The organism is Listeria swaminathanii (genome assembly GCF_014229645.1).
In the GTDB taxonomy this organism is placed as follows: domain Bacteria; phylum Bacillota; class Bacilli; order Lactobacillales; family Listeriaceae; genus Listeria; species Listeria swaminathanii.
This window is the reverse complement of record NZ_JAATOD010000001.1, coordinates 1,218,180-1,238,401: the sequence shown is the minus strand read 5'-3', so window position 1 is coordinate 1,238,401 and position 20,222 is coordinate 1,218,180. Positions and strand designations below refer to the sequence as shown.

Below are 20,222 nucleotides of genomic sequence, written 5' to 3'. Positions count from 1 at the left end.
GCCTAGCTTCTTTTTGTTTAAAAATCATCACTTAACTCTTGAATATTTTCTACATGTACTTTATTAACTAATAACCCTTGATTGGAATCGTTGGACCAAAACGGACCGTCCAATTCTTTCGCTTCATTGGAGCTGATTTTATTTTTATTATAAAAAGTGGCTTCCACATTGTAGCGATTCCCTTTTTTTACTGCATCCCAGCTCTCCTCGGAAAGCGGTAGTGTAATTGTTTTGTTTCCAGCGCCGTCGATTTTTCCAGTGACAGTATTATCTTTTGCTTTTTGATCTACCACGAAATTGAAGGTAACATCTACTTTTGACGAAGCGTGCTGATAAAGATAATAGCCACCGAAAAGCAGGATAGCTGCTAGAAGGGTGAAAATGGGGATTTTACGCATAGGGAATTTCGCGCCTCCTTATCTATTCTAAACGTTCTTCCTTTTTTATTATAAGTGTAAAAGCTAAGAAGCGGAAGGGGTAAACGCCATTTCTCATTGATTTTTTAGAATAGAGGCCCCATTTTTAATTAATTCACCATTTTAACTATTCATTTTGATGGTTTATCTTGTAATGCATCAACTCCGGTCTCGCCAGTGCTGATTTTAATGACTTCACTAACTGGATAAATAAATACTTTTCCATCGCCGGGTTCACCTGTTCGAAGAGTTTCTTTCACGACACGAAGCACATCTTCAACTGGCACAGTGGATACAACGATTTCAATTTTCATTCGTTCGTGAATATTAGTTTCTTTTTTCGTGCCGCGATACAATTCGATAAAGCCTTTTTCAAGACCAGTTCCAAGCGCTTTTGTAACAGTTAGGCCGCTTACACCAATTTTTGCAAGTTCTTTTTGAAATAAATTAAAACGATTTGGCCGAGTAATGATTTCGATTTTTGTTAATCCAGACATATTGTTGCCTCCCTTATTCTTGATATGCTTTTTCGCCGTGAAGCGTCAAATCAAGTCCTTTAAATTCTTGTTCTTCATTTACACGAATTGGTAAGAAGAGTTTGATAATCACGACGATTAGAGCGGTTACGATAGCGACATAAGCCACTGTTGAGCCGATTGCGATTAATTGTTTTACTACTAGTGATGCGTTACCGTAAAATAGGCCATCTGCTCCAGCTTCATTTACTTTTGTTGTGGCAAAAAGGCCAGTTGCGATGCCGCCCCAAATACCACCAATCCCGTGAAGGCCAAATGCATCAAGTGCATCATCGTATTTCACTTTTCCTTTCAACCAGAACACAGCCCAGAAACAAAGTGCTCCGCCGAGGAAACCGATAATTAAAGAACTAGGCACGGTAACAAATCCAGCAGCGGGAGTAATGGAAACTAAACCTGCGATTGCTCCGGAAATAGTTCCAAGCATTGTTGGCTTTTTGTTCGTTAACCATTCGACAAGTCCCCAACCGATAATACCTGCTGCAGCTGCCGTGTTTGTATTAACAAATGCTGTCATTGCCACATTATCAATTGTTAAGGCGCTACCAACATTAAATCCATACCAACCGAACCAAACGAGAATACCGCCAATCAGCGCGAGAGGTAGGTTATGCGGCGAAGCAGAGTCCGCTTCTTTTCTGCGGCCAATCATAATGGCTAGTACTAACCCGGTTACACCCGAACTAATATGAACTACATTCCCACCGGCAAAATCAAGCGCTCCAAGGTTACGTAACCAACCGCCGTCGCCCCAAACCCAGTGAGCAACAGGGGAGTAAACAAGCAATGACCATAAAATAATGAAAATCAAGTAAGCGGAGAAATTCATGCGTTCTGCAAATGCCCCTGAAATGATAGCTACAGTTAAAATCGCAAAAGTCATTTGGAACATCATAAATAGAACGTGTGGAATAGCATCTGAGTAAGTATCGTTTGCGGCAAATCCGACATTATGAAGGAACGTCCAGTCGAAACTACCAATAAAGCCGTTTCCTGGTGCAAAAGCTAACGAATATCCAACGATCACCCAAAGAATAGAAATAATTGCCATAGAGCTAAAACTATACATTGCGGTACTTAACACATTTTTGCGTCGAACCATACCGCCATAAAATAATGCAATCCCCGGTGTCATTAACCAAACCAATAAAGTACAAAAGAACATAAATACTGATTCCATACTCAACTCTCCTTTTTGTTAGATAAACTAACATGAATTATTTTATTTATGCGTTCATAATACACTAAATTCAAATAAAGGCAAGAATATTTTATCAATTCAATAAATTTGGTTAGATTATCTAACATATAGCGGTTTCAATTGATTGGTTTTCATATTTATTTCAGAATAATCAGATAAGTAAAAGCTGTTATTTCCGTTTCAATGGCAGATAAAAAGCCTATTGTTAACAATAGGCTTTTGCGTTAAATATAAAACATGTAACCATCCGATAGTTCGGAGTCTGTGGAATGTTTTAGCAAGTCTGCTAGTGTTGTTTGATCTAACACGTCACGAACTGCATTACGCATTCGAGTCCATAGTTCGCGCTGAGCCGCTTCCTCATCTTCCATACTCTCGACAAGTACGATAGGGCCTTCTAGCGTACGAATAATATCGCCGGCCGTAATTTTTTCAGGATCACCATTTAAAACATAGCCACCGTGCGCCCCGCGGATACTTTTTACAATCCCTGCATTACGAAGTGGTCCGATTAATTGCTCTAAATAATGTTCGGATAAATTTTTATCTTGAGCGATACTGCGAAGAGAGATAGGGCCATCGCCAATTCTTTTCGCTAATTCTAATGTTATTGTTAGGCCATAACGACCTTTTGTTGTGATTTTCATTTTTATTTAACCTCCAGTAATTTCGAAACCGCTTATACCGCATCTATTATATCGGAATTACAGGAAGAAGGCAAAGGAAACAAGTAGGTGAACGCACAGGTGTTCTTATGTTATAATAGAAAATAAGCAAATAAGAAGGAGCGGTTATATGGCAATTCAACCTTTAGCTTACCGGATGCGCCCAAAAGCACTTGATGAAATCGTGGGACAAACGCATTTAGTCGGTAAAGATAAAATTATTTACCGGATGGTCAAAGCAAAACAATTATCTTCTATGATATTATACGGACCGCCTGGAATTGGAAAAACCTCCATTGCGAGTGCGATTGCTGGTAGTACAAAATATGCTTTTCGTACATTAAATGCAGTAACAAACAATAAAAAAGATATGGAAGTAGTAGCAGCTGAAGCGAAAATGAGCGGCACTGTTATTCTTCTTTTGGATGAAGTACATCGTTTAGACAAAGCCAAACAAGATTTTTTACTTCCATTACTTGAAAGTGGCGCGATAATCTTAATTGGGGCAACGACAAGCAACCCATATATCGCTATCAATCCAGCCATTCGAAGCAGAACACAAATTTTCGAATTAAAACCTTTAACCGTGGAAGATATAATGATAACGATGGACCGAGCGCTTTCGGACAAAGAACGTGGTCTTGGGAATTATCAAGTCGAAATAGATGAGGTTGCGAAAAAACATTTTGCTACAGCGAGTAACGGCGATGTGCGTAGTGCGCTAAATGCACTCGAATTAGCAGTAATTTCTTCTGAACCAAATAGTGATGGAGTAATTCGGATTACGCTTGATGTAGCGGAAGAGTGTTTGCAAAAGAAAAGCCTGGCTCATGACAAAGACGGCGATGCCCATTATGATGTTTTAAGTGCTTTTCAAAAATCTGTTCGCGGCAGTGATGTCAATGCAGCGCTACATTATATGGGCCGTTTGATTGAAGCTGGGGATTTAGTGAGTATTAGTAGAAGAATGCTCGTTATGGCTTATGAAGATATCGGCTTAGCTAATCCACAAGCGGGCGCACATACCTTAGCTGCGATTCAAACTGCGGAAAAAGTCGGTTTCCCAGAAGCGCGGATTCCGCTTGCAAATGCGGTAATTGAGCTATGTTTATCACCGAAATCGAATTCAGCTATTATGGCGATTGATGAGGCATTAGCTGATATCCGCCAAGGGAATAGCGGGGAAGTGCCAGACCATTTGCGTGATGGCCATTATTCCGGTGCGCAAAAACTTGGTCGGGCAATTGATTATAAATATCCGCATAATTATGATAACGCGTGGGTTGATCAACAATATTTACCAGATCGTCTCAAAAATAAATTATATTATGAACCAAAATTCACTTCAAAGTTTGAGCAAACAATCGCCGGCGTGTACCAAAAAATTAACGAAAACAAAGCAAAAAAAGAATAAAAAAAGTGTCAAATGAGAAGTCGCTAACATTGAAATTTCGTCTCTCCTATGGTATTCTAAATGAAGAAAAGAAACCCTAATGTATTCGATATAGTTCCTATATTTTTGAACCGAACAATTTTTTATACCTAGGGAGCTTGGAGTTCCGGCGCGGCGCACATGCCTTCACACGAGGAAGTGCAAACCGTTAGACAGAGCACCCACCTGCTTTAATTGAGAGCGGGTTCAAAGGAAGGGAATCCTAAACGGTACGATTGGGGTTTCTTTTTTGCGTGTAAATAGGAGTTATTCCTCTTTACTTTACAGGAGTATTGCTGTTACAATAAGAAACGATTAACGGCGAACAGGAATTCGTCTACAAAAAAGGACGCGATAAAAAATGGAAAACAGAATTTACTTAGACCATGCTGCGACAAGTCCAATTCATCCAGAAGTTATCCAAACAATGCTTGGCGCAATTACTAATACGTACGGCAATCCTTCCAGTATTCATTACGCTGGACGAGAGGCAAGAAAAGCATTGGATGAAGCTCGTCACACAATTGCTAAAAGTATTCACGCTACGGAAAAAGAAATTATTTTCACGAGCGGTGGTACAGAAGGCGATAACTTGGCGCTTATTGGGACAGCTTTGGCACATAAAGAAAACGGAACACACATTATTACTTCGCAGATTGAGCATCATGCTGTTTTAAAAACATGTGAATATCTTGAGACTCAAGGTTTTGAAGTGACTTATTTGCCAGTAGATGAGCATGGAATCGTGTCTGTAGAGAGCGTACAGGCTGCTTTACGCCCTGATACAATTCTTGTTTCTATTATGTATGGTAACAATGAAATTGGCTCCATTCAGCCGATTGCGAAGATTGGTGCATTGTTGCGCGATCATCAAGCCATTTTCCATACAGATGCCGTACAAGCTTACGGGCTATTAAATATAAATGTAACGGAGCTAGGGGTAGATTTATTAACTACTTCTTCTCATAAAATAAATGGACCACGTGGTGTAGGCTTTTTATACATCAAAAATGGGACACGTCTTGCTTACCAAATGCACGGCGGCGAACAAGAACGAAAACGTCGCGCTGGAACAGAAAACTTAGCGGGAATCTGCGGTTTTAGTGCAGCATCTACTATTATGACAAATGAACGCGAACTGAAAAACGAGGAATATGTTTCCTTTAAAAAACGAATGGCAGAAATTTGGCGTTCGGCTGCTTTGGATTTTGAAGTGAATGGTTTAGAAGCTGATACGCTACCGCATGTTTTTAGTGTGCGTTTTCCGGGCGTTTCTATTGAACAACTATTAATGAATTTAGACATGGAAGGTATTGCTGTTTCAAGTGGCTCTGCATGCACAGCTGGAACGGTAGACCCGTCACATGTTTTAGTAGCGCTTTTTGGTGAAAATCATCCAGCGATTCAAGAAACAGTTCGGATTAGTTTTGGACTGGGCAATCATTTAGAAGAAGTGGAAACGGCGGCTACGAAAATTAGTGAAGTAGTAACGCGTTTAATGAAAATATAAGAAGGCGAGGAGCTAGTTTTGACTACAAATAATAGTGACATTCGTGTCGTTGTCGGCATGTCAGGCGGAGTAGATTCATCAGTCACTGCTCATATATTGAAAGAACAAGGTTACGATGTCATTGGAATTTTCATGAAAAATTGGGATGATACGGACGAATTTGGCGTTTGTACGGCAACAGAAGATTACGATGATGTTATTCGAGTAGCAAACCAAATTGGTATTCCGTATTATGCGGTTAATTTTGAAAAAGAATATTGGGATAAAGTGTTTACGTACTTCTTAGATGAATACAAACTTGGTCGTACACCAAACCCCGATGTTATGTGTAATAAAGAAATTAAATTCAAGGCATTTTTAGAACATGCGGAAAGTCTTGGTGCGGATTATGTGGCAACTGGTCACTACGCACAAGTGAAAAAAGTAGGCGACGAAATCGAATTGCTTCGTGGCGTTGATAATAATAAAGACCAAACGTATTTCTTAAACCAACTTTCACAAGAACAACTGAAAAAAGTCATGTTCCCACTTGGGGCTATGGAAAAAACTGAAGTGCGTGAAATTGCGAAAAAAGCTGGTCTTGCTACTGCGGACAAAAAAGATAGCACAGGGATTTGCTTTATTGGTGAAAGAAACTTCAAGCAATTTTTAAGTGAATATCTTCCAGCGCAACCGGGTGAAATGAGAACACTAGACGGCGAAGTGCTTGGTAAACATGACGGCTTAATGTATTACACTATTGGGCAACGTCATGGTTTAGGTATTGGTGGCGACGGCGAACCGTGGTTTGTTGTTGGTAAAGATTTAAAAGCGAACGTTTTGTTTGTTGAACAAGGTTTCCACCATGAAACATTATATTCGGATTCTTTAATTGCAACAGATATTTCTTTTACAACCAATGCCGAAAAACCAAAAACATTCGAATGTACTGCAAAATTCCGCTATCGTCAAACAGATACAAAAGTAACTGTGCATATGCGCGAAGATGGTACAGCAGAAGTTGTTTTTGCAGATCCAGTTCGCGCAATTACACCTGGTCAAGCAGTCGTTTTCTATGATGGCGACATTTGTCTTGGTGGCGGAACGATTGATACTGTTTGGAAAAATGCCGCGAAGTTAGATTATGTAGGCTAAAATTGGAACCGGAGAATCTTGTTTTCTACGAGACTCCGGTTTTTTCCTGTTTAAATGCGTTTTTTTAAACAGATTTTGTGGTAAAATATTATACGAAACAGGGAAAAGAGGTCCTTTATGAAAAAGATAGCGATTTTTGGGAGTGCGATTGTATTATTTTGTCTTCTTATATGGGGATATTTTTATTTCAACTCAGAACCGTCTACGATTGCAGAAAATGCTGCAAATTCATCGAAAACAGTGGATGTACTTGAAGAGAACAACATCCTTGTTTTTACCCCACGGAAATTGGATGCTGGCATGAGTATTATTTTATACCCTGGAGCGTTTGTGGATGCCCTAAGTTATGCGCCTCTTGCAAACAAACTTGCTTCGAGTGGCTATAAAACGTATATTGTCGAAATGCCTCTCAATTTAGCTGTTTTCGGTAAAAATCGAGCAGCTGATATTATTGATGAAGCGCCAGATGAAAAATTTGTGATTGGCGGTCATTCGCTTGGTGGTGTGATGTCTGCGAGATTCGCGCACGATAATGAGTCTGAAATTGAAGGTGCATTTTTCCTAGCTAGTTATCCAGACAAAAAAGGTTCACTCAAAAACGCTCCTTTTCCAGCAATTTCTATCACTGGGACGAAGGATGACGTCTTAAATCAAGATTCTTACGATAAAAATAAAAAATATTTACCTAAAGATACCACTTTTGTTTCAATTGAAGGTGGGAATCACGCGCAATTCGGTTCTTACGGCGAACAGCATGGGGACGGAAAGGCGACAATTAGCGTAACAGAACAAACGGATCAAGTCGCAAATGCGCTCATTGCGTGGCTGAATACGTCTGTAAAAAATCAGGAAAGATAAGAGGGATGAAAAATGGATAAAAACCAATTAGGCATCAAACAAATGCAAGAAGGCAACTTAGAAGAAGCAGTCAAATTATTTACGGAAGTGATTGAAGAACATCCAAGCGATCCAGTTGGTTATATCAATTTCGGGAATGTGTTGCTTTCAATGGATGATTTTGAACGAGCTGAATTATTTTTCAAAAGAGCGCTTGAACTGGACGACACGGTTCCAGCGGCTTACTATAGCTTAGGTAATTTATATTATGAATTAGAACGTTATCAAGAAGCGGCAGATAGCTTCCAAAATGCAACAAAACAAGGAATGGAAAATGGAGATTTATTTTTCATGTTAGGAATGAGTTTTGTTCAAATGGAAGAACTAACGCTTGCGATGCCGTATTTACTTAGAAGTGTCGAATTAAATCCAGAAGACGGGGAAGCGTTATTCCAATATGGGATTGTACTTGCTCGTAGCGGCTTTTATGAAGATGCGATTAATATGCTGGAACGTGTGCTACTTGTGAAACCAGAGGACCCAGATGCACTTTATAATATTGGTGCAGCTTACTTAGCGTGGCAAGGTGATATCGTACTTGCAAAAACGTATTTTGAGCGAGCACTTGCAACTGGCAGACCACATGAATTAGCTGAAAATGCGTTAAATGCTATTCAAGATTTAGAAAACGAAGCAGAATAATTTTTAGAAAGGAGGCGGCTTTGGATGGCTGAACAAGACTCTCTTGCCTTATTTGACGATACACCAGAAGAACTTTTCATGAAGGGCACGATGCTGTCCACCATTTTTTACAATGCCGAAAACCTCTTTTCTGTCGTACGCCTACTTGTGAAGGAAACGAATGCGGATTGGGATGAAAAAGATATTATTGTCACTGGCTTTTTCCCAGCACTTCACGAACAAGAAGTCTACACTTTTTACGGGAAAATGCAGGAACATGCTAAATTTGGTCAACAATTTAAAGCAGACAGATTTCGTAAAGAAATGCCGCAGTCTCGCGCTGGTTTAATTAATTACCTTTCCGGAGAACTCTTTAAAGGAATTGGTAAAGTGACGGCGGAAAACATTGTCGATACAATTGGTGATGATGCAATCACGAAAATTTTATCGGATCCGAGTTTGCTTAATACGGTACCTAAATTACCATCTGGCGCGGCGGAAAGTTTGCTTGCGTCGCTTCGAGAAAATCAAGGTTTGGAACATGTGATGGTCGGCCTCAATGAGTACGGCTTTGGCCCGCAGTTATCGATGAAGATTTTTCAAGCCTATAAGCAAAATGCAATCGAAGTGTTAGAAAATAATCCGTATAAATTAATAGAAGATGTAAAAGGAATTGGTTTTCAACGAGCTGATGAACTTGGTCGGAAACTAGGGCTTGGTGGAAATCATCCGGAACGGCTTCGTGCGGGGATTTTATTTATGTTGGATTCTGTCTGCATGCAGCAAGGTCATGTCTATATGGAACAAGAAGTCTTGCTTGGCGAAGTGACTTATTTGCTGGAAGAAAGTGAAGGCATCCGGATTGACCAAGCAATTTTAGTAGCTCAAGTAGAAAAATTAGCCGAAGAACAAAAAATAATTACCGAAAATACACGCGTTTATATGCCGTCGCTTTATTATTCGGAGAGCGGCTTTGCCTATCATGTAAAGCGCATGTTGAAGCAAACCGAATATCAAGAACAATTTCCGCAATCTGAATTTTTACTGGCTCTTGGTGAATTGGAAGAACGAATTGGTGTTCATTATGGAGACTCGCAGCGCCAAGCTTTAGAGCAAGCCTTAATGTCTCCAATGCTCGTGCTTACTGGTGGACCCGGAACAGGGAAGACGACGGTTATTAAAGGGATTGTTGAACTTTATGCCGAGTTGAACGGCGTAAGTCTTGATCCACATGCGTACAAAGATGGAGCAACTTTTCCCGTCTTACTTGCAGCCCCAACTGGACGTGCAGCGAAACGAATGTCCGAATCAACCGGACTTCCGGCAATGACGATTCACCGTTTGCTCGGTATGAATGGACAAGAACAAATGGACGATGACGCTGAAAGACTTATTGATGGTCGCCTTTTGATTGTAGATGAGATGTCGATGGTTGATATTTGGCTAGCCAATCAATTGTTCCGTGCTTTACCTGCGCATATGCAAGTTGTGCTCGTTGGTGACCAAGACCAATTGCCATCTGTTGGACCAGGCCAAGTGCTAAAAGATATTCTTGAGTCAGAACAAATTCCAACCGTGGCACTTTCAGACATTTACCGTCAAAAAGATGGTTCGTCCATTATTGAAATGGCGCATTATATTAAAGAAGGCATGTTACCAGCTGATTTCACAAAAAATAGAGCAGATCGTTCTTTTTTCCATTGCACCGTAAATCAAATTGGCGATGTAGTCGAACAAGTTGTTAAAAATGCCAAAAATAAAGGTTTCCGAGCAAAAGACATCCAAGTTTTAGCGCCAATGTATCGTGGGCCGGCGGGGATTGATATTTTAAATAAAAAACTCCAAGAAATCTTTAACCCCAATGATACGGGGCGTCGTAAAGAAGTTCTGTTCGGCGAAATTAAGTACCGGGTTCATGACAAGGTATTGCAATTAATCAATCAACCAGAGAAAAATGTCTTCAATGGGGATATTGGCGAAATCGTCTCGATTATTTATGCTAAAGAAAATACCGAAAAGCAAGATATGATCGTCGTTCAATTTGATCAAACAGAGGTTTCTTATTATAGACAAGAATTTAATCAATTAACGCATGCTTATTGTTGTTCGATTCATAAAGCGCAAGGAAGCGAGTTTCCCATTGTGATTATGCCGATTGTTCGTAGTTATTACCGCATGCTCCGCCGTGATTTACTTTATACCGGGGTGACTAGAAGTAAACAATTTCTGATTCTCTGCGGGGAAGAAGAAGCCTTTCGAATGGGAATTGAACGGATTGATGAAAATAAGCGCAATACAACACTTTCTGAACGTTTAATGAGTGAAGATGTGATGCTCGAACAAATGACGAATAAACGAATACTCACTGCTGAAAACATTACTGAGATTGATCCAATGATTGGAATGGAAGGGATTACTCCAGAACAATTTATGGCAGGATAAAAAGAGCCGCTTTCTAAATAAATAGAAGGCGGCTCTTTTTTTATTGTTCATTATCTTGGAAAAAAGGAAGGCGAATAGTGAAGGTTGTCCCTTTATTTGGCTCACTAGTTACGGTAATCGTCCCATCGTGATATTCAATCAACTGCTTCACAATCGAAAGTCCTATACCAGACTCCCCAAAAGCTGTATTCGTCCGCGACATATCCGCTTTGAAAAACCTTTCCCAAATTTGTTCTAATTCCTCTGTATTCATCCCAATGCCGGTATCGGTAATTGTTAATACAGATTCTTTATAATCTTGCGTACCAGTCAATGTAATTTGGCCATTATCCGTAAATTGTACGCTGTTTTTAACGATATTGATTAATACTTGCGTCAAGCGATCATAGTCTGCGTAAATAGCCATATCTTTATCAATCGCAACGGTAATCGTATTACCTTTTTCGCTCGCTACGTAATCAAGTTGATCTTTAATTAACTCAAGGAATTCTTTGCCGTTAAAGCGTGTTTTTTGCAGTTTAATTTTATTGCTACGGATTTTTTCATAATCTAAATTTTCGTTGACTAATTTTGTGAGACGTCTAGCTTCTGTATCGATGAGTGCAATACAACGGTCGGTTTCGCTTTTCGGAATTATGTCATTGACTAATCCTTCTGTGAGACCGCTAATCGTTGTAAGCGGGGTGCGCATTTCATGAGAAACATCCGCGATAAATTGACGACGCCGTTTTTCCTGACGTTCAATTTCTTCTTGGGACGTTTCGAGTGTTTGCGTCATTTTATTGAAATCGATAGCAAGAGCGCCAATTTCATCGAAGTTATTTTCTTTTAGTCTGGCTTTGTAATTGCCTTGAATAACATCTTTCGTTGCAGCACGCAGCTTATTAATCCGATTGACTTGCAGTTTGGATAAAATCGCGCTAAGAATAAGTGCCACAGTGATGGAAAGCAAAATAGTGTAAAACATGTAACGATTAATTGTACCAATAACTTGCTGTGTGCCACTAATCGGCGAATTTAACACAATCGAACCAACGAATTTGTCCCCGTCCATAATCGGAACGTACACAATCGTCATTTCTTTATTAAAACGATTATCAATCTTTTTGCTAACCGTTTCGCCGCTTTCTAATTTTTTCTTATCATCAGCTGAAATAGAGAAGTCCTTTGGTAAGGGCTGATTCATCTGGGTTGGATAAATCGTTTCGTCGTTCGCGTTTTTGATCGTATAATGGATTTTTTTCACGTCTAGTGTTCGTTGATACGTATTCAAAACTTGAAGGGTCGCATCTTGCGGTGAGTGACGAATATCCATCGAAATTGTTTCCCCGTAACTCGTTAAGTCATTTACTTGGCTTTGGTAAAAATAATCTTTTAATGAGTGGGAGACAAGCAGTCCAATCATAATACAAGCAATGAGCAAAATGATAAATTGCGTGAAAAATAGTTGATAGGCGTATTTAAATTTCATTCGCTTCATTCCGTTTCATCAAATTTGTAGCCGACACCCCAAACAGTGTGTAAAAACGGCTTTGTTTCCGTGGCGATTTTTTGGCGTAAACGTTTGATATGAACATCCACCGTACGCTCATCCCCGTAAAATTGGTAACCCCAAACTTGTTCTAATAACTGCTCTCTTGAAAAAACTTGTCGCGGATGTTGCATTAAGAAATAAAGTAAATCAAATTCTTTTGGAGTTAGCGCATCAAGCAACTCGTCTTGATAGAAAATTTCGCGCGTCCGTTTACTAATTTTGAAATACGTCGTTTCTAGAATATCTTCATTGTTTTCTGCAGGAGTCGCGCTATTTTTGCGACGCGTTACAGCTTTAATTCTAGCCATTAAGGTCAGTGGGCTAAATGGTTTTGTTACATAATCATCCGCACCCATTTCAAGACCAAGCACTTGATCTGATTCTGATTCTTTTGCTGTTAATATAATAATCGGAACATCGCTTACTTCGCGGATTTTACGACAAATGGTCATTCCGTCCATATTTGGAAGCATTAAGTCGATAATCGCAATATCATAATCATCTTTAAAGAACGTTTCATAACCGAGTTTGCCGTCATGAACAAACGTTGCGTCAATTTCTTCTTTCATAAAGAACATTTCTATCATTTCACAAACACTTACATTATCTTCTATCCTAAGTAATTTCATATTCTGTACTCACTCCTCTTACATTAAAATTAGCCTAATTAGACGCAATAATCAAGCCAAATTATTTTTTTCGCGAAAGTTTAAAATATGCATCATAGTTTGTTCATACTTTCTTCATAACTCCCCAGTAATCTTAGTGGAGTAGAAACCGAATGGAGGAAAACACATGAATTTTTTTAAGAGGGCATGGCTCAGCATGAAAGCAAGAAAAGGAAGATCTGTTTTACAACTAATTATTTTCACAGTAGTCTGTGTACTTATTTTATCAGGCTTTACTATTCAATCCGCTGCAGATAAAGCAAGCGAGCTAGCAAGAGAACAACTTGGTGGCACCGTAACACTTACCGTTGACAGGGAAAAACAAATGCAGGCGATGCGAGATGAGGCTACAAGCAGTGAAAGTAGCTCTACTGAAACAAAGCCGCAATTTGAAAGCAGCCCAATCGATGTGAGTGATGCCAATGATTTGGCCGAACTAGACCATGTAGCAAGTTATAATTATTATTCCAGTACACAAGCCTTAGCATCTGGCTTTGATCCAATTGAATCTTCCGGCGATACTTCATCTTCAAGCGATGATTCATCCACTACAACCGAAACACAAGGACCAGGTGGTGGCCAAGGCGGACCGCAAATGGTTGATGCCGATTTAAGCATTAGTGGTTTACTTGATTCCGCAACGAGCACTGATTTTGACGCAGGAACAAGCGAATTAACTAGCGGCGTGGCAATTACTTCCGCTGACAAAGATAAAAATGTCGCAATGGTAGAAGAAAATTTAGCTGAACAAAATGATTGGAAAGTGGGCGACTCGTTCACCGTTACTTCCAGTGATGGCAATACAAAAGTAACATTGAAAATTGTTGGTATTTATAAAACAACTGATTCAGGAAGTGATATGGCACAAAACTTCTCTTTCCTAAATCCTTATAATAAAGTATACGTTCCTTATACAGTAGCCAATACAATTAAAGGCTCTGATTATAAAAACACTGTAGATTCCGCAGTTTATACAATGGATGACGCAGCGAACATTTCTGCTTTTGAAAAAGAAGCGAAAAAAGTGGATAGCATCGATTGGGATACATTTAAATTAGATGCGAATGACACACTTTACCAACAAATGATCGGACCAATCGACAGCGTAGCATCGTTCTCTAAAAATGTGGTTTATATCGTCAGCATTGCTGGTGCACTAATCTTAGGTTTACTTGTAATGATGCAAGTGCGTGACCGTAAATACGAAATGGGTGTACTTCTTGCTATCGGTGAAAAACGTGGCAAATTAATTGCCCAATTCTTTGTAGAAATTTTAATCGTAGCGCTGATTTCCTTTGGCTTAGCTGCGGCAAGTAGTCATTATGTTGCACAATTAGCGGGAAATCAATTACTAGAACAACAAAATTCATCCACAACTGAAACGAGTACGACAGAAAATCGTGGACCAGGCGGTAGTGGCCAAGGTGGTCCAGGCGGATTCGCAGGCAGCGTAAGTAACTTGACGAAAAATACCGAGCAAATCAAAGAACTAGACATTCAAGTAACATTAGAAGATATGCTGAAAATGGGTGGAATTGGAATTGGCATCGCCTTTATCTCAGTTCTTTTACCAGCAGCACTCGTTCTTCGTATGAATCCAAAAACAATTCTAACTAAACAGGAGTAGGTGACGATATGACCAAAGTATTGACGTTTGAAAATATTTCTTATTGGTATAAAACGAAAGATGAGTCCATTTTAAGTGATATTAATTATGATTTTGAAGCTGGTGTTTTTTACACGGTAGTAGGTAGCTCTGGTTCAGGGAAAACTACTTTCTTATCCCTTGCAGGTGGGCTAGATACCCAAAAAGAAGGCGACATCTACTATAAAGGTAGTTCGCTAAAAAGCATCGGTTTACAACAATTTAGAAATAAATATGTTTCGATTGTATTCCAAAGCTACAATTTATTAACGTACATGACAGCTCTTCAAAACGTTACAACAGCAATGGAAATAACGCATGTTAATCAGCCGGATAAAAAAGCTTTTGCGTTAAGTATGCTAGAAAAAGTCGGTATTACAGAAGAAATGGCACGCCAAAAAGTTCTCACACTAAGCGGTGGTCAACAACAGCGTGTTTCAATAGCTCGAGCACTCTGCTGTGAAACAGAATTAATCGTTGCCGATGAACCAACCGGGAACTTAGATGAGCGTACCAGTAAAGAAGTCGTTACCTTATTCCAAGATTTAGCCCACAAAGAAGGGAAATGCGTTATTATGGTAACGCACGACCCAGAAATTGCGAAAGTATCCGATGTAAAACTAACACTTAAAAACGGCAGCTTTGTAGAAAAGAAACAATCAACGAATAGTCTAATAAACAGTTGACATTTAGCCATCCGTTCTTTATAATTTAGTTTATTGTTGAATAAATATTTGATACATGATAGGAATATGATTTTGGTTTCCACGTGATTAGAGAGTTTTCCCTTGGCTGGAAGGAAAACCACGCTTGCACCAAAGTTGCTCTCCCATTAGATGATCCGTCTTATCCACGTTAACAGATAACTGAAGAGGTAATGATACAAAGTCTATATCATTGCAAGCAGGGTGGTACCGCGATTTCACCAAAATCGTCCCTGTGAGCAATCATATAGGCTTTTTTTGTTGTAAAAACCAAAAGGAGGAAATGAAAAATGAAACAATTATCAAGCGCAGAAGTAAGACAGTTATTTTTAGATTTCTTTAAAGAAAAAGAGCATACCATCGAACCTAGCGCACCACTTGTACCAAATAACGACCCAACCATTCTTTGGATTAACAGCGGAGTAGCAACAATGAAAAAATACTTCGACGGTTCGGTTATTCCAGACAACCCAAGAATGGCTAACGCACAAAAATCCATTCGTACAAACGACATTGAAAACGTTGGTAAAACAGCGCGGCACCATACATTCTTTGAAATGCTAGGAAACTTTTCGATTGGCGATTATTTTAAAGAAGGCGCAATCTTGTTCGCTTGGGAATTCCTAACAAGCCCTAAATGGATTGGCTTTGATCCTGATAAATTATATGTGACTGTTTATCCAGAAGACGAAGAAGCAAAAACATTATGGCGCGAAAAAATTGGTTTAAGTGACGATCACATTGTCGAAATTGAAGATAATTTCTGGGATATCGGTATTGGACCAAGTGGCCCGGATAGCGAAATTTTCTACGACCGCGGACCTTCTTTTGGCGATGACGCTAGCGATCCTGAACTTTATCCTGGTGGAGAAAATGAGCGTTATTTAGAAATTTGGAACTTAGTATTTTCACAGTTTAACCATAATCCAGACGGTACTTACACACCACTTCCTAAACAAAATATTGATACAGGGATGGGCCTAGAACGGATGGTTTCTATCATCCAAGACGCACCAACGAACTTTGAAACAGACTTGTTTATGCCAATTATTCGTGAAGTAGAACAAATTGCTGGCGTGAAATATGGTCAAAAACAAGAAAATGATGTGGCATTCAAAGTAATCGCTGACCACATTCGTACCGTTGCTTTTGCAATTGGTGACGGAGCGCTACCATCAAACGAAGGACGCGGATACATTTTACGTCGTTTACTTCGCCGTGCTGTTCGATATGCAAAAGTCTTAACAATCAACGAACCATTCATGTACAAATTAGTACCAGTTGTTGGGAAAATCATGAATAGTTTCTACCCAGAAGTAGAAAACCAAACAGACTTTATCCAAAAAGTTATTCGTACAGAAGAAGAACGCTTCCATGAAACATTAAACGAAGGCCTATCAATTTTGGAAACTATCCTTAAAAACGCCAAAGATACAAACGAACAAGTGATCAAAGGCGCAGACATTTTCAAATTATATGATACATTCGGTTTCCCTGTGGAATTAACAGAAGAATACGCAGAAGATCATGGTTTAAAAGTCGATCACGCTGGTTTTGAAGCAGAAATGAAAGAACAACGTGACCGTGCTCGTTCTGCAAGAGCAGACGTTAAATCCATGCAAGTCCAAGGAGAACTACTTGCTAATTTAACAGAGAAAAGTGAATTCGTTGGTTATAATACAACAGAACATGTTTCTGAAATCTTGTATTTAATCCAAAATGACACGCTTGTTGACGAAGTAGCAGCTGGAGACGAAGCACAAGTTATCTTCAAAGAAACACCATTTTATGCAGAAAGCGGCGGACAAGTAGCGGACAAAGGAACAATCGAAAGCGAGACTGGTCTTGCTTATGTAGAAGACGTTCAAAAAGCACCAAACAAACAAAACTTGCACCGAATTTCCGTAAAAGAAGGCGTATTAAAAACAGGCGATACAGTGAAACTTGCTGTCGACAAAGTAAAACGTCGTGAAACAATCAAGAACCATACAGCAACCCATCTGTTACACCGTGCATTAAAAGACACATTAGGTGAACACGTTAACCAAGCCGGCTCACTTGTTTCTCCAGACCGCTTACGTTTTGACTTCTCTCACTTCGGTCAAATCACCGAAGAAGAATTAACGAAAATGGAAGAAATCGTCAATGAAAAAATCTGGGAACAAATCAATGTTGTAATTGAAGAAATGCCAATTGCAGAAGCAAAAGAACTTGGCGCTATGGCATTATTTGGCGAAAAATACGGCGATGTTGTTCGTGTCGTTCAAGTAGGTAAATATAGTATTGAGCTTTGTGGTGGTGTCCACGTGCGCAATACTGCAGATATCGGCCTATTTAAAATCGTATCCGAAACAGGTATCGGAGCGGGAACTAGACGTATTGAAGCTGTCACAGGCAAAGAAGCATATCGTTTTGTTACAGAACAAGAAAATACATTAAAACACGCAGCTAGCCTACTAAAAACAACAACAAAAGAAACACCACAAAAAGTAGAACAACTACAAGCTGATTTACGTGAAGTGAAACGTGAAAACGAATCCTTATTAAGCAAATTAGCAAGTGCAGCAAGTGCTGATATTTTTGAATCACCAGAAGAAATCGGCGGGGTCAAAGTGATTGCAAAACAAGTAAATGCAAAAGATATGAACCAATTACGTCAGTTTGTCGATAACTGGAAAGATAAAAAAATTGGCGGAATTCTTGTTCTAGGAGCTGTTCAAGGCGATAAAGTAAACTTAATCTCTGCAGTTTCCGAAGATGCAATCAAAGCCGGCTACCATGCAGGTAAATTACTTAAAGAAGTCGCAACACGATGCGGCGGAAACGGCGGCGGACGTCCTGATATGGCGCAAGCTGGCGGTAAAAATCCAGCAGAACTAGGCACGGCCCTTGATTACGTTTCCACATGGGTAAAAGAACAACAAGCATAAATTTCATCAAAGCGCCTCATTTTTCTTTGTTATTTTTGTTCACATAGTGTAAAATGAAAAGAGATACATGAAGGAATGAGGTGCTTCGATTATGGATTCAAAAGATCAAACAATGTTTTACAACTTCGGCGATGATTCAATTGAGGAAGATGTAAAAAAATTAATGAAACAAGTCTACGTTGCTCTTGAAGAAAAAGGCTATAACCCCGTAAATCAAATCGTTGGCTATTTACTTTCAGGCGATCCTGCTTATATTCCGCGTCACAAGGATGCTAGAAGTATGATACGTCGTTTAGAACGAGATGAAATTATCGAGGAACTTGTCAAAGCGTATCTGAAAAATAACGAAATTGGTGAGAAATGAGAATAATGGGCTTAGATGTCGGCTCAAAAACAGTCGGCGTAGCGATAAGCGATCCACTCGGTTGGACCGCGCAAGGTGTAGAAACAATTCAGATTGACGAGAATAGAAAGCAATTCGGCTATGACCGCGTAAAAGAGCTTGTGCTCGAATACGAAGTGGAAAAAGTCGTAGTTGGTCTTCCTAAGAATATGAATAATACCATAGGACCTCGTGCTGAAAGTTCTAAAATATATGCTGAAGTACTTGAAGCAAGAATCGGTTTGCCGGTTGTACTTTGGGATGAACGCTTAACCACTTCTGCCGCTGAAAGAACTTTGATCGAAGCAGACGTTTCGCGTAAAAAACGAAAAGAAGTAATTGATAAGTTAGCTGCAGTAATGATTTTACAGTCCTATTTGGACACTACTAATTAATTTGAGGTGAATTTAATGGCAGAAGAACATAACCATAATCATGAAGAAGAAAATATTATTTGGATCACAAACGAAGAAGGAAAAGAAGAAGCATACGAAATTCTTTTTGACTTCGATTCCGAAGACTTTGACAAATCTTACGTTTTATATTTCCCAGCTGGAAAAGGCGAAGACGAAGAAATCGAGATTCTTGCATCTAGTTATATCCAACATGAAGAAGGCAAACAAGGCGAACTTAAACCTGTTGAAACAGACGAAGAATGGGATATGATTGAAGAAATCCTTGCTACATTCCTAGCTGACGAAGACGAAGAATAAAAATTAAAAAAGCATGTCCTGACAAAAACTGTCAAGACATGCTTTTTATTTTGCATTTCTAGCGCGTTTATTCCATACTTTATAAGCAAGATAGACCACAATCGCAATGACTAAGGCAAGCATTAAATAGCTAATTGGACGAGTATACTTTTCGACAACGCTCCAATTGGAACCTAAAGAATAACCAAGCCATGTAAGAAAAATGTTCCACGGAATACAACCTAAAATCGTATAGACAATAAATTTCCAGACATTCATTTTTGCGATACCAGCTGGTAAAGAAATAAATGTGCGGATAACTGGTAGGACACGGCCGAAGAATACCGCTCGAGCGCCGTAACGACCAAACCAAAGTTCTGCTTTATCGAGATGTTTTACGTTCAAGAAAATATATTTCCCGAATTTTAATACGAATACTCTACCGCCGAATTTCCCGATGTAATAGGCAATTAGCGAGCCTACCAAGTTCCCGGAAATACCAGCAAATACAACAAGCCAAAAGTTGAGTTTTCCAGCCTCAGCCATAAATCCACCGAATAGCATAATCACTTCACTTGGGAGTGGAATACAAACACTTTCAATCAGCATTCCAAGGAAAATACCCCAGTGGCCAAGCGAATCGACTAACCACATCGTGAAATCTTGTAAACTTTGTATTAAAGTATGTAACATCCAAAAGACTCCTTCAATATTTAATTAATTGGCAGAAGCAAGTCTTTGACTGATTCTGTCTTGTTCGTTAAATCACGTTACTTATTATACCGAAAAAAAATAAAAACGTCACTTTTTAAG

The 20,222-nt window shown here is 39.3% G+C and carries 19 protein-coding genes and 1 other RNA gene; 13 read left to right on the top strand and 7 right to left on the bottom strand.

Translation table 11 applies throughout. The features are described from left to right. Nucleotides 1–17 precede the first annotated feature (17 nt). The 4 genes from HCX62_RS06205 to cymR all read right to left on the bottom strand — a co-directional run bounded on the left by HCX62_RS06205 (nucleotide 18) and on the right by cymR (nucleotide 2,800). Nucleotides 18–398: a hypothetical protein gene (locus tag HCX62_RS06205; protein WP_185637721.1), complete on the bottom strand. Its 381-nt coding sequence runs from the start codon at nucleotides 396–398 to the stop codon at nucleotides 18–20. Nucleotides 399–547: 149 nt separating this feature from the next. Then, nucleotides 548–913, bottom strand: coding sequence for a P-II family nitrogen regulator (locus HCX62_RS06200; RefSeq protein ID WP_185502276.1), 366 nt, complete (start codon nucleotides 911–913; stop codon nucleotides 548–550). A 13-nt stretch (nucleotides 914–926) separates the two neighbouring features. Continuing rightward, nucleotides 927–2,132, bottom strand: a complete 1,206-nt coding sequence (locus HCX62_RS06195) for an ammonium transporter (RefSeq protein WP_185502275.1) — start codon at nucleotides 2,130–2,132, stop codon at nucleotides 927–929. A 245-nt stretch (nucleotides 2,133–2,377) separates the two neighbouring features. Continuing rightward, on the bottom strand, nucleotides 2,378–2,800 hold the full coding sequence (gene cymR / locus HCX62_RS06190) for a cysteine metabolism transcriptional regulator CymR (RefSeq protein ID WP_008947887.1): 423 nt from the start codon (nucleotides 2,798–2,800) through the stop codon (nucleotides 2,378–2,380). A 148-nt stretch (nucleotides 2,801–2,948) separates the two neighbouring features. Here cymR and HCX62_RS06185 point away from each other — a divergent pair, with 148 nt between their 5' ends. The 7 genes from HCX62_RS06185 (at nucleotide 2,949) to recD2 (ending at nucleotide 10,854) form a co-directional block, all read left to right on the top strand. Further along, nucleotides 2,949–4,232, top strand: a complete 1,284-nt coding sequence (locus tag HCX62_RS06185) for a replication-associated recombination protein A (RefSeq protein ID WP_185637718.1) — start codon at nucleotides 2,949–2,951, stop codon at nucleotides 4,230–4,232. A 70-nt stretch (nucleotides 4,233–4,302) separates the two neighbouring features. Continuing rightward, nucleotides 4,303–4,497: non-coding RNA, 6S RNA (gene ssrS, locus HCX62_RS06180), on the top strand. A 114-nt stretch (nucleotides 4,498–4,611) separates the two neighbouring features. Next, a complete protein-coding gene (locus HCX62_RS06175) occupies nucleotides 4,612–5,760 on the top strand; it encodes a cysteine desulfurase family protein (RefSeq protein WP_185637716.1) in 1,149 nt (382 codons plus the stop codon). Between the two features lie 18 nt (nucleotides 5,761–5,778). After that, on the top strand, nucleotides 5,779–6,894 hold the full coding sequence (gene mnmA, locus HCX62_RS06170) for a tRNA 2-thiouridine(34) synthase MnmA (RefSeq protein WP_185637715.1): 1,116 nt from the start codon (nucleotides 5,779–5,781) through the stop codon (nucleotides 6,892–6,894). A gap of 117 nt (nucleotides 6,895–7,011) precedes the next feature. Beyond that, nucleotides 7,012–7,752 carry an alpha/beta hydrolase gene (locus HCX62_RS06165; RefSeq protein WP_185637713.1) on the top strand — a complete coding sequence of 247 codons (741 nt, stop codon included), beginning with the start codon at nucleotides 7,012–7,014 and terminating at the stop codon, nucleotides 7,750–7,752. Nucleotides 7,753–7,794: 42 nt separating this feature from the next. Beyond that, entirely contained in the window at nucleotides 7,795–8,433 is a 639-nt protein-coding gene (locus tag HCX62_RS06160) for a tetratricopeptide repeat protein (protein WP_185638044.1), read from the top strand. 24 nt (nucleotides 8,434–8,457) lie between these two features. Further along, entirely contained in the window at nucleotides 8,458–10,854 is a 2,397-nt protein-coding gene (recD2, locus tag HCX62_RS06155) for an SF1B family DNA helicase RecD2 (RefSeq protein WP_185637711.1), read from the top strand. A gap of 40 nt (nucleotides 10,855–10,894) precedes the next feature. On the opposite strand, the gene pieS is transcribed toward recD2, so the two are convergent. Both pieS and pieR read right to left on the bottom strand, forming a co-directional pair. Beyond that, nucleotides 10,895–12,334 carry a two component system sensor histidine kinase PieS gene (pieS, locus tag HCX62_RS06150; protein WP_185637709.1) on the bottom strand — a complete coding sequence of 480 codons (1,440 nt, stop codon included), beginning with the start codon at nucleotides 12,332–12,334 and terminating at the stop codon, nucleotides 10,895–10,897. Beyond that, complete coding sequence (gene pieR / locus HCX62_RS06145) at nucleotides 12,331–13,017, bottom strand: two component system response regulator PieR (RefSeq protein ID WP_185637707.1); 687 nt, start codon at nucleotides 13,015–13,017, stop codon at nucleotides 12,331–12,333. The genes pieS and pieR overlap by 4 nt, the downstream gene beginning before the upstream one ends. A gap of 166 nt (nucleotides 13,018–13,183) precedes the next feature. Between pieR and HCX62_RS06140 the strand changes: the two genes are divergently transcribed. The 6 genes from HCX62_RS06140 to HCX62_RS06115 all read left to right on the top strand — a co-directional run bounded on the left by HCX62_RS06140 (nucleotide 13,184) and on the right by HCX62_RS06115 (nucleotide 19,430). Next, nucleotides 13,184–14,683, top strand: a complete 1,500-nt coding sequence (locus HCX62_RS06140; protein ID WP_185637705.1) for an ABC transporter permease — start codon at nucleotides 13,184–13,186, stop codon at nucleotides 14,681–14,683. Nucleotides 14,684–14,691: 8 nt separating this feature from the next. Further along, the gene (locus tag HCX62_RS06135) at nucleotides 14,692–15,387 is read left to right on the top strand and encodes an ABC transporter ATP-binding protein (RefSeq protein WP_185637703.1); all 696 of its coding nucleotides are present in this window, start codon (nucleotides 14,692–14,694) and stop codon (nucleotides 15,385–15,387) included. Nucleotides 15,388–15,695: 308 nt separating this feature from the next. Then, nucleotides 15,696–18,335 (top strand): alanine--tRNA ligase, encoded by a 2,640-nt coding sequence (alaS, locus tag HCX62_RS06130; protein ID WP_185637701.1) that lies wholly within the window; start codon nucleotides 15,696–15,698, stop codon nucleotides 18,333–18,335. A 91-nt stretch (nucleotides 18,336–18,426) separates the two neighbouring features. Then, a complete protein-coding gene (reoM, locus tag HCX62_RS06125; RefSeq protein ID WP_003719797.1) occupies nucleotides 18,427–18,699 on the top strand; it encodes an IreB family regulatory phosphoprotein ReoM in 273 nt (90 codons plus the stop codon). Continuing rightward, a complete protein-coding gene (gene ruvX / locus HCX62_RS06120; protein ID WP_003730148.1) occupies nucleotides 18,696–19,112 on the top strand; it encodes a Holliday junction resolvase RuvX in 417 nt (138 codons plus the stop codon). The genes reoM and ruvX overlap by 4 nt, the downstream gene beginning before the upstream one ends. 15 nt (nucleotides 19,113–19,127) lie before the next feature. After that, the gene (locus HCX62_RS06115) at nucleotides 19,128–19,430 is read left to right on the top strand and encodes a DUF1292 domain-containing protein (RefSeq protein WP_185575114.1); all 303 of its coding nucleotides are present in this window, start codon (nucleotides 19,128–19,130) and stop codon (nucleotides 19,428–19,430) included. A 45-nt stretch (nucleotides 19,431–19,475) separates the two neighbouring features. Here HCX62_RS06115 and HCX62_RS06110 read toward each other — a convergent pair whose 3' ends face one another. Further along, nucleotides 19,476–20,102 carry a DedA family protein gene (locus tag HCX62_RS06110; RefSeq protein WP_185637699.1) on the bottom strand — a complete coding sequence of 209 codons (627 nt, stop codon included), beginning with the start codon at nucleotides 20,100–20,102 and terminating at the stop codon, nucleotides 19,476–19,478. Nucleotides 20,103–20,222: the final 120 nt, after the last annotated feature.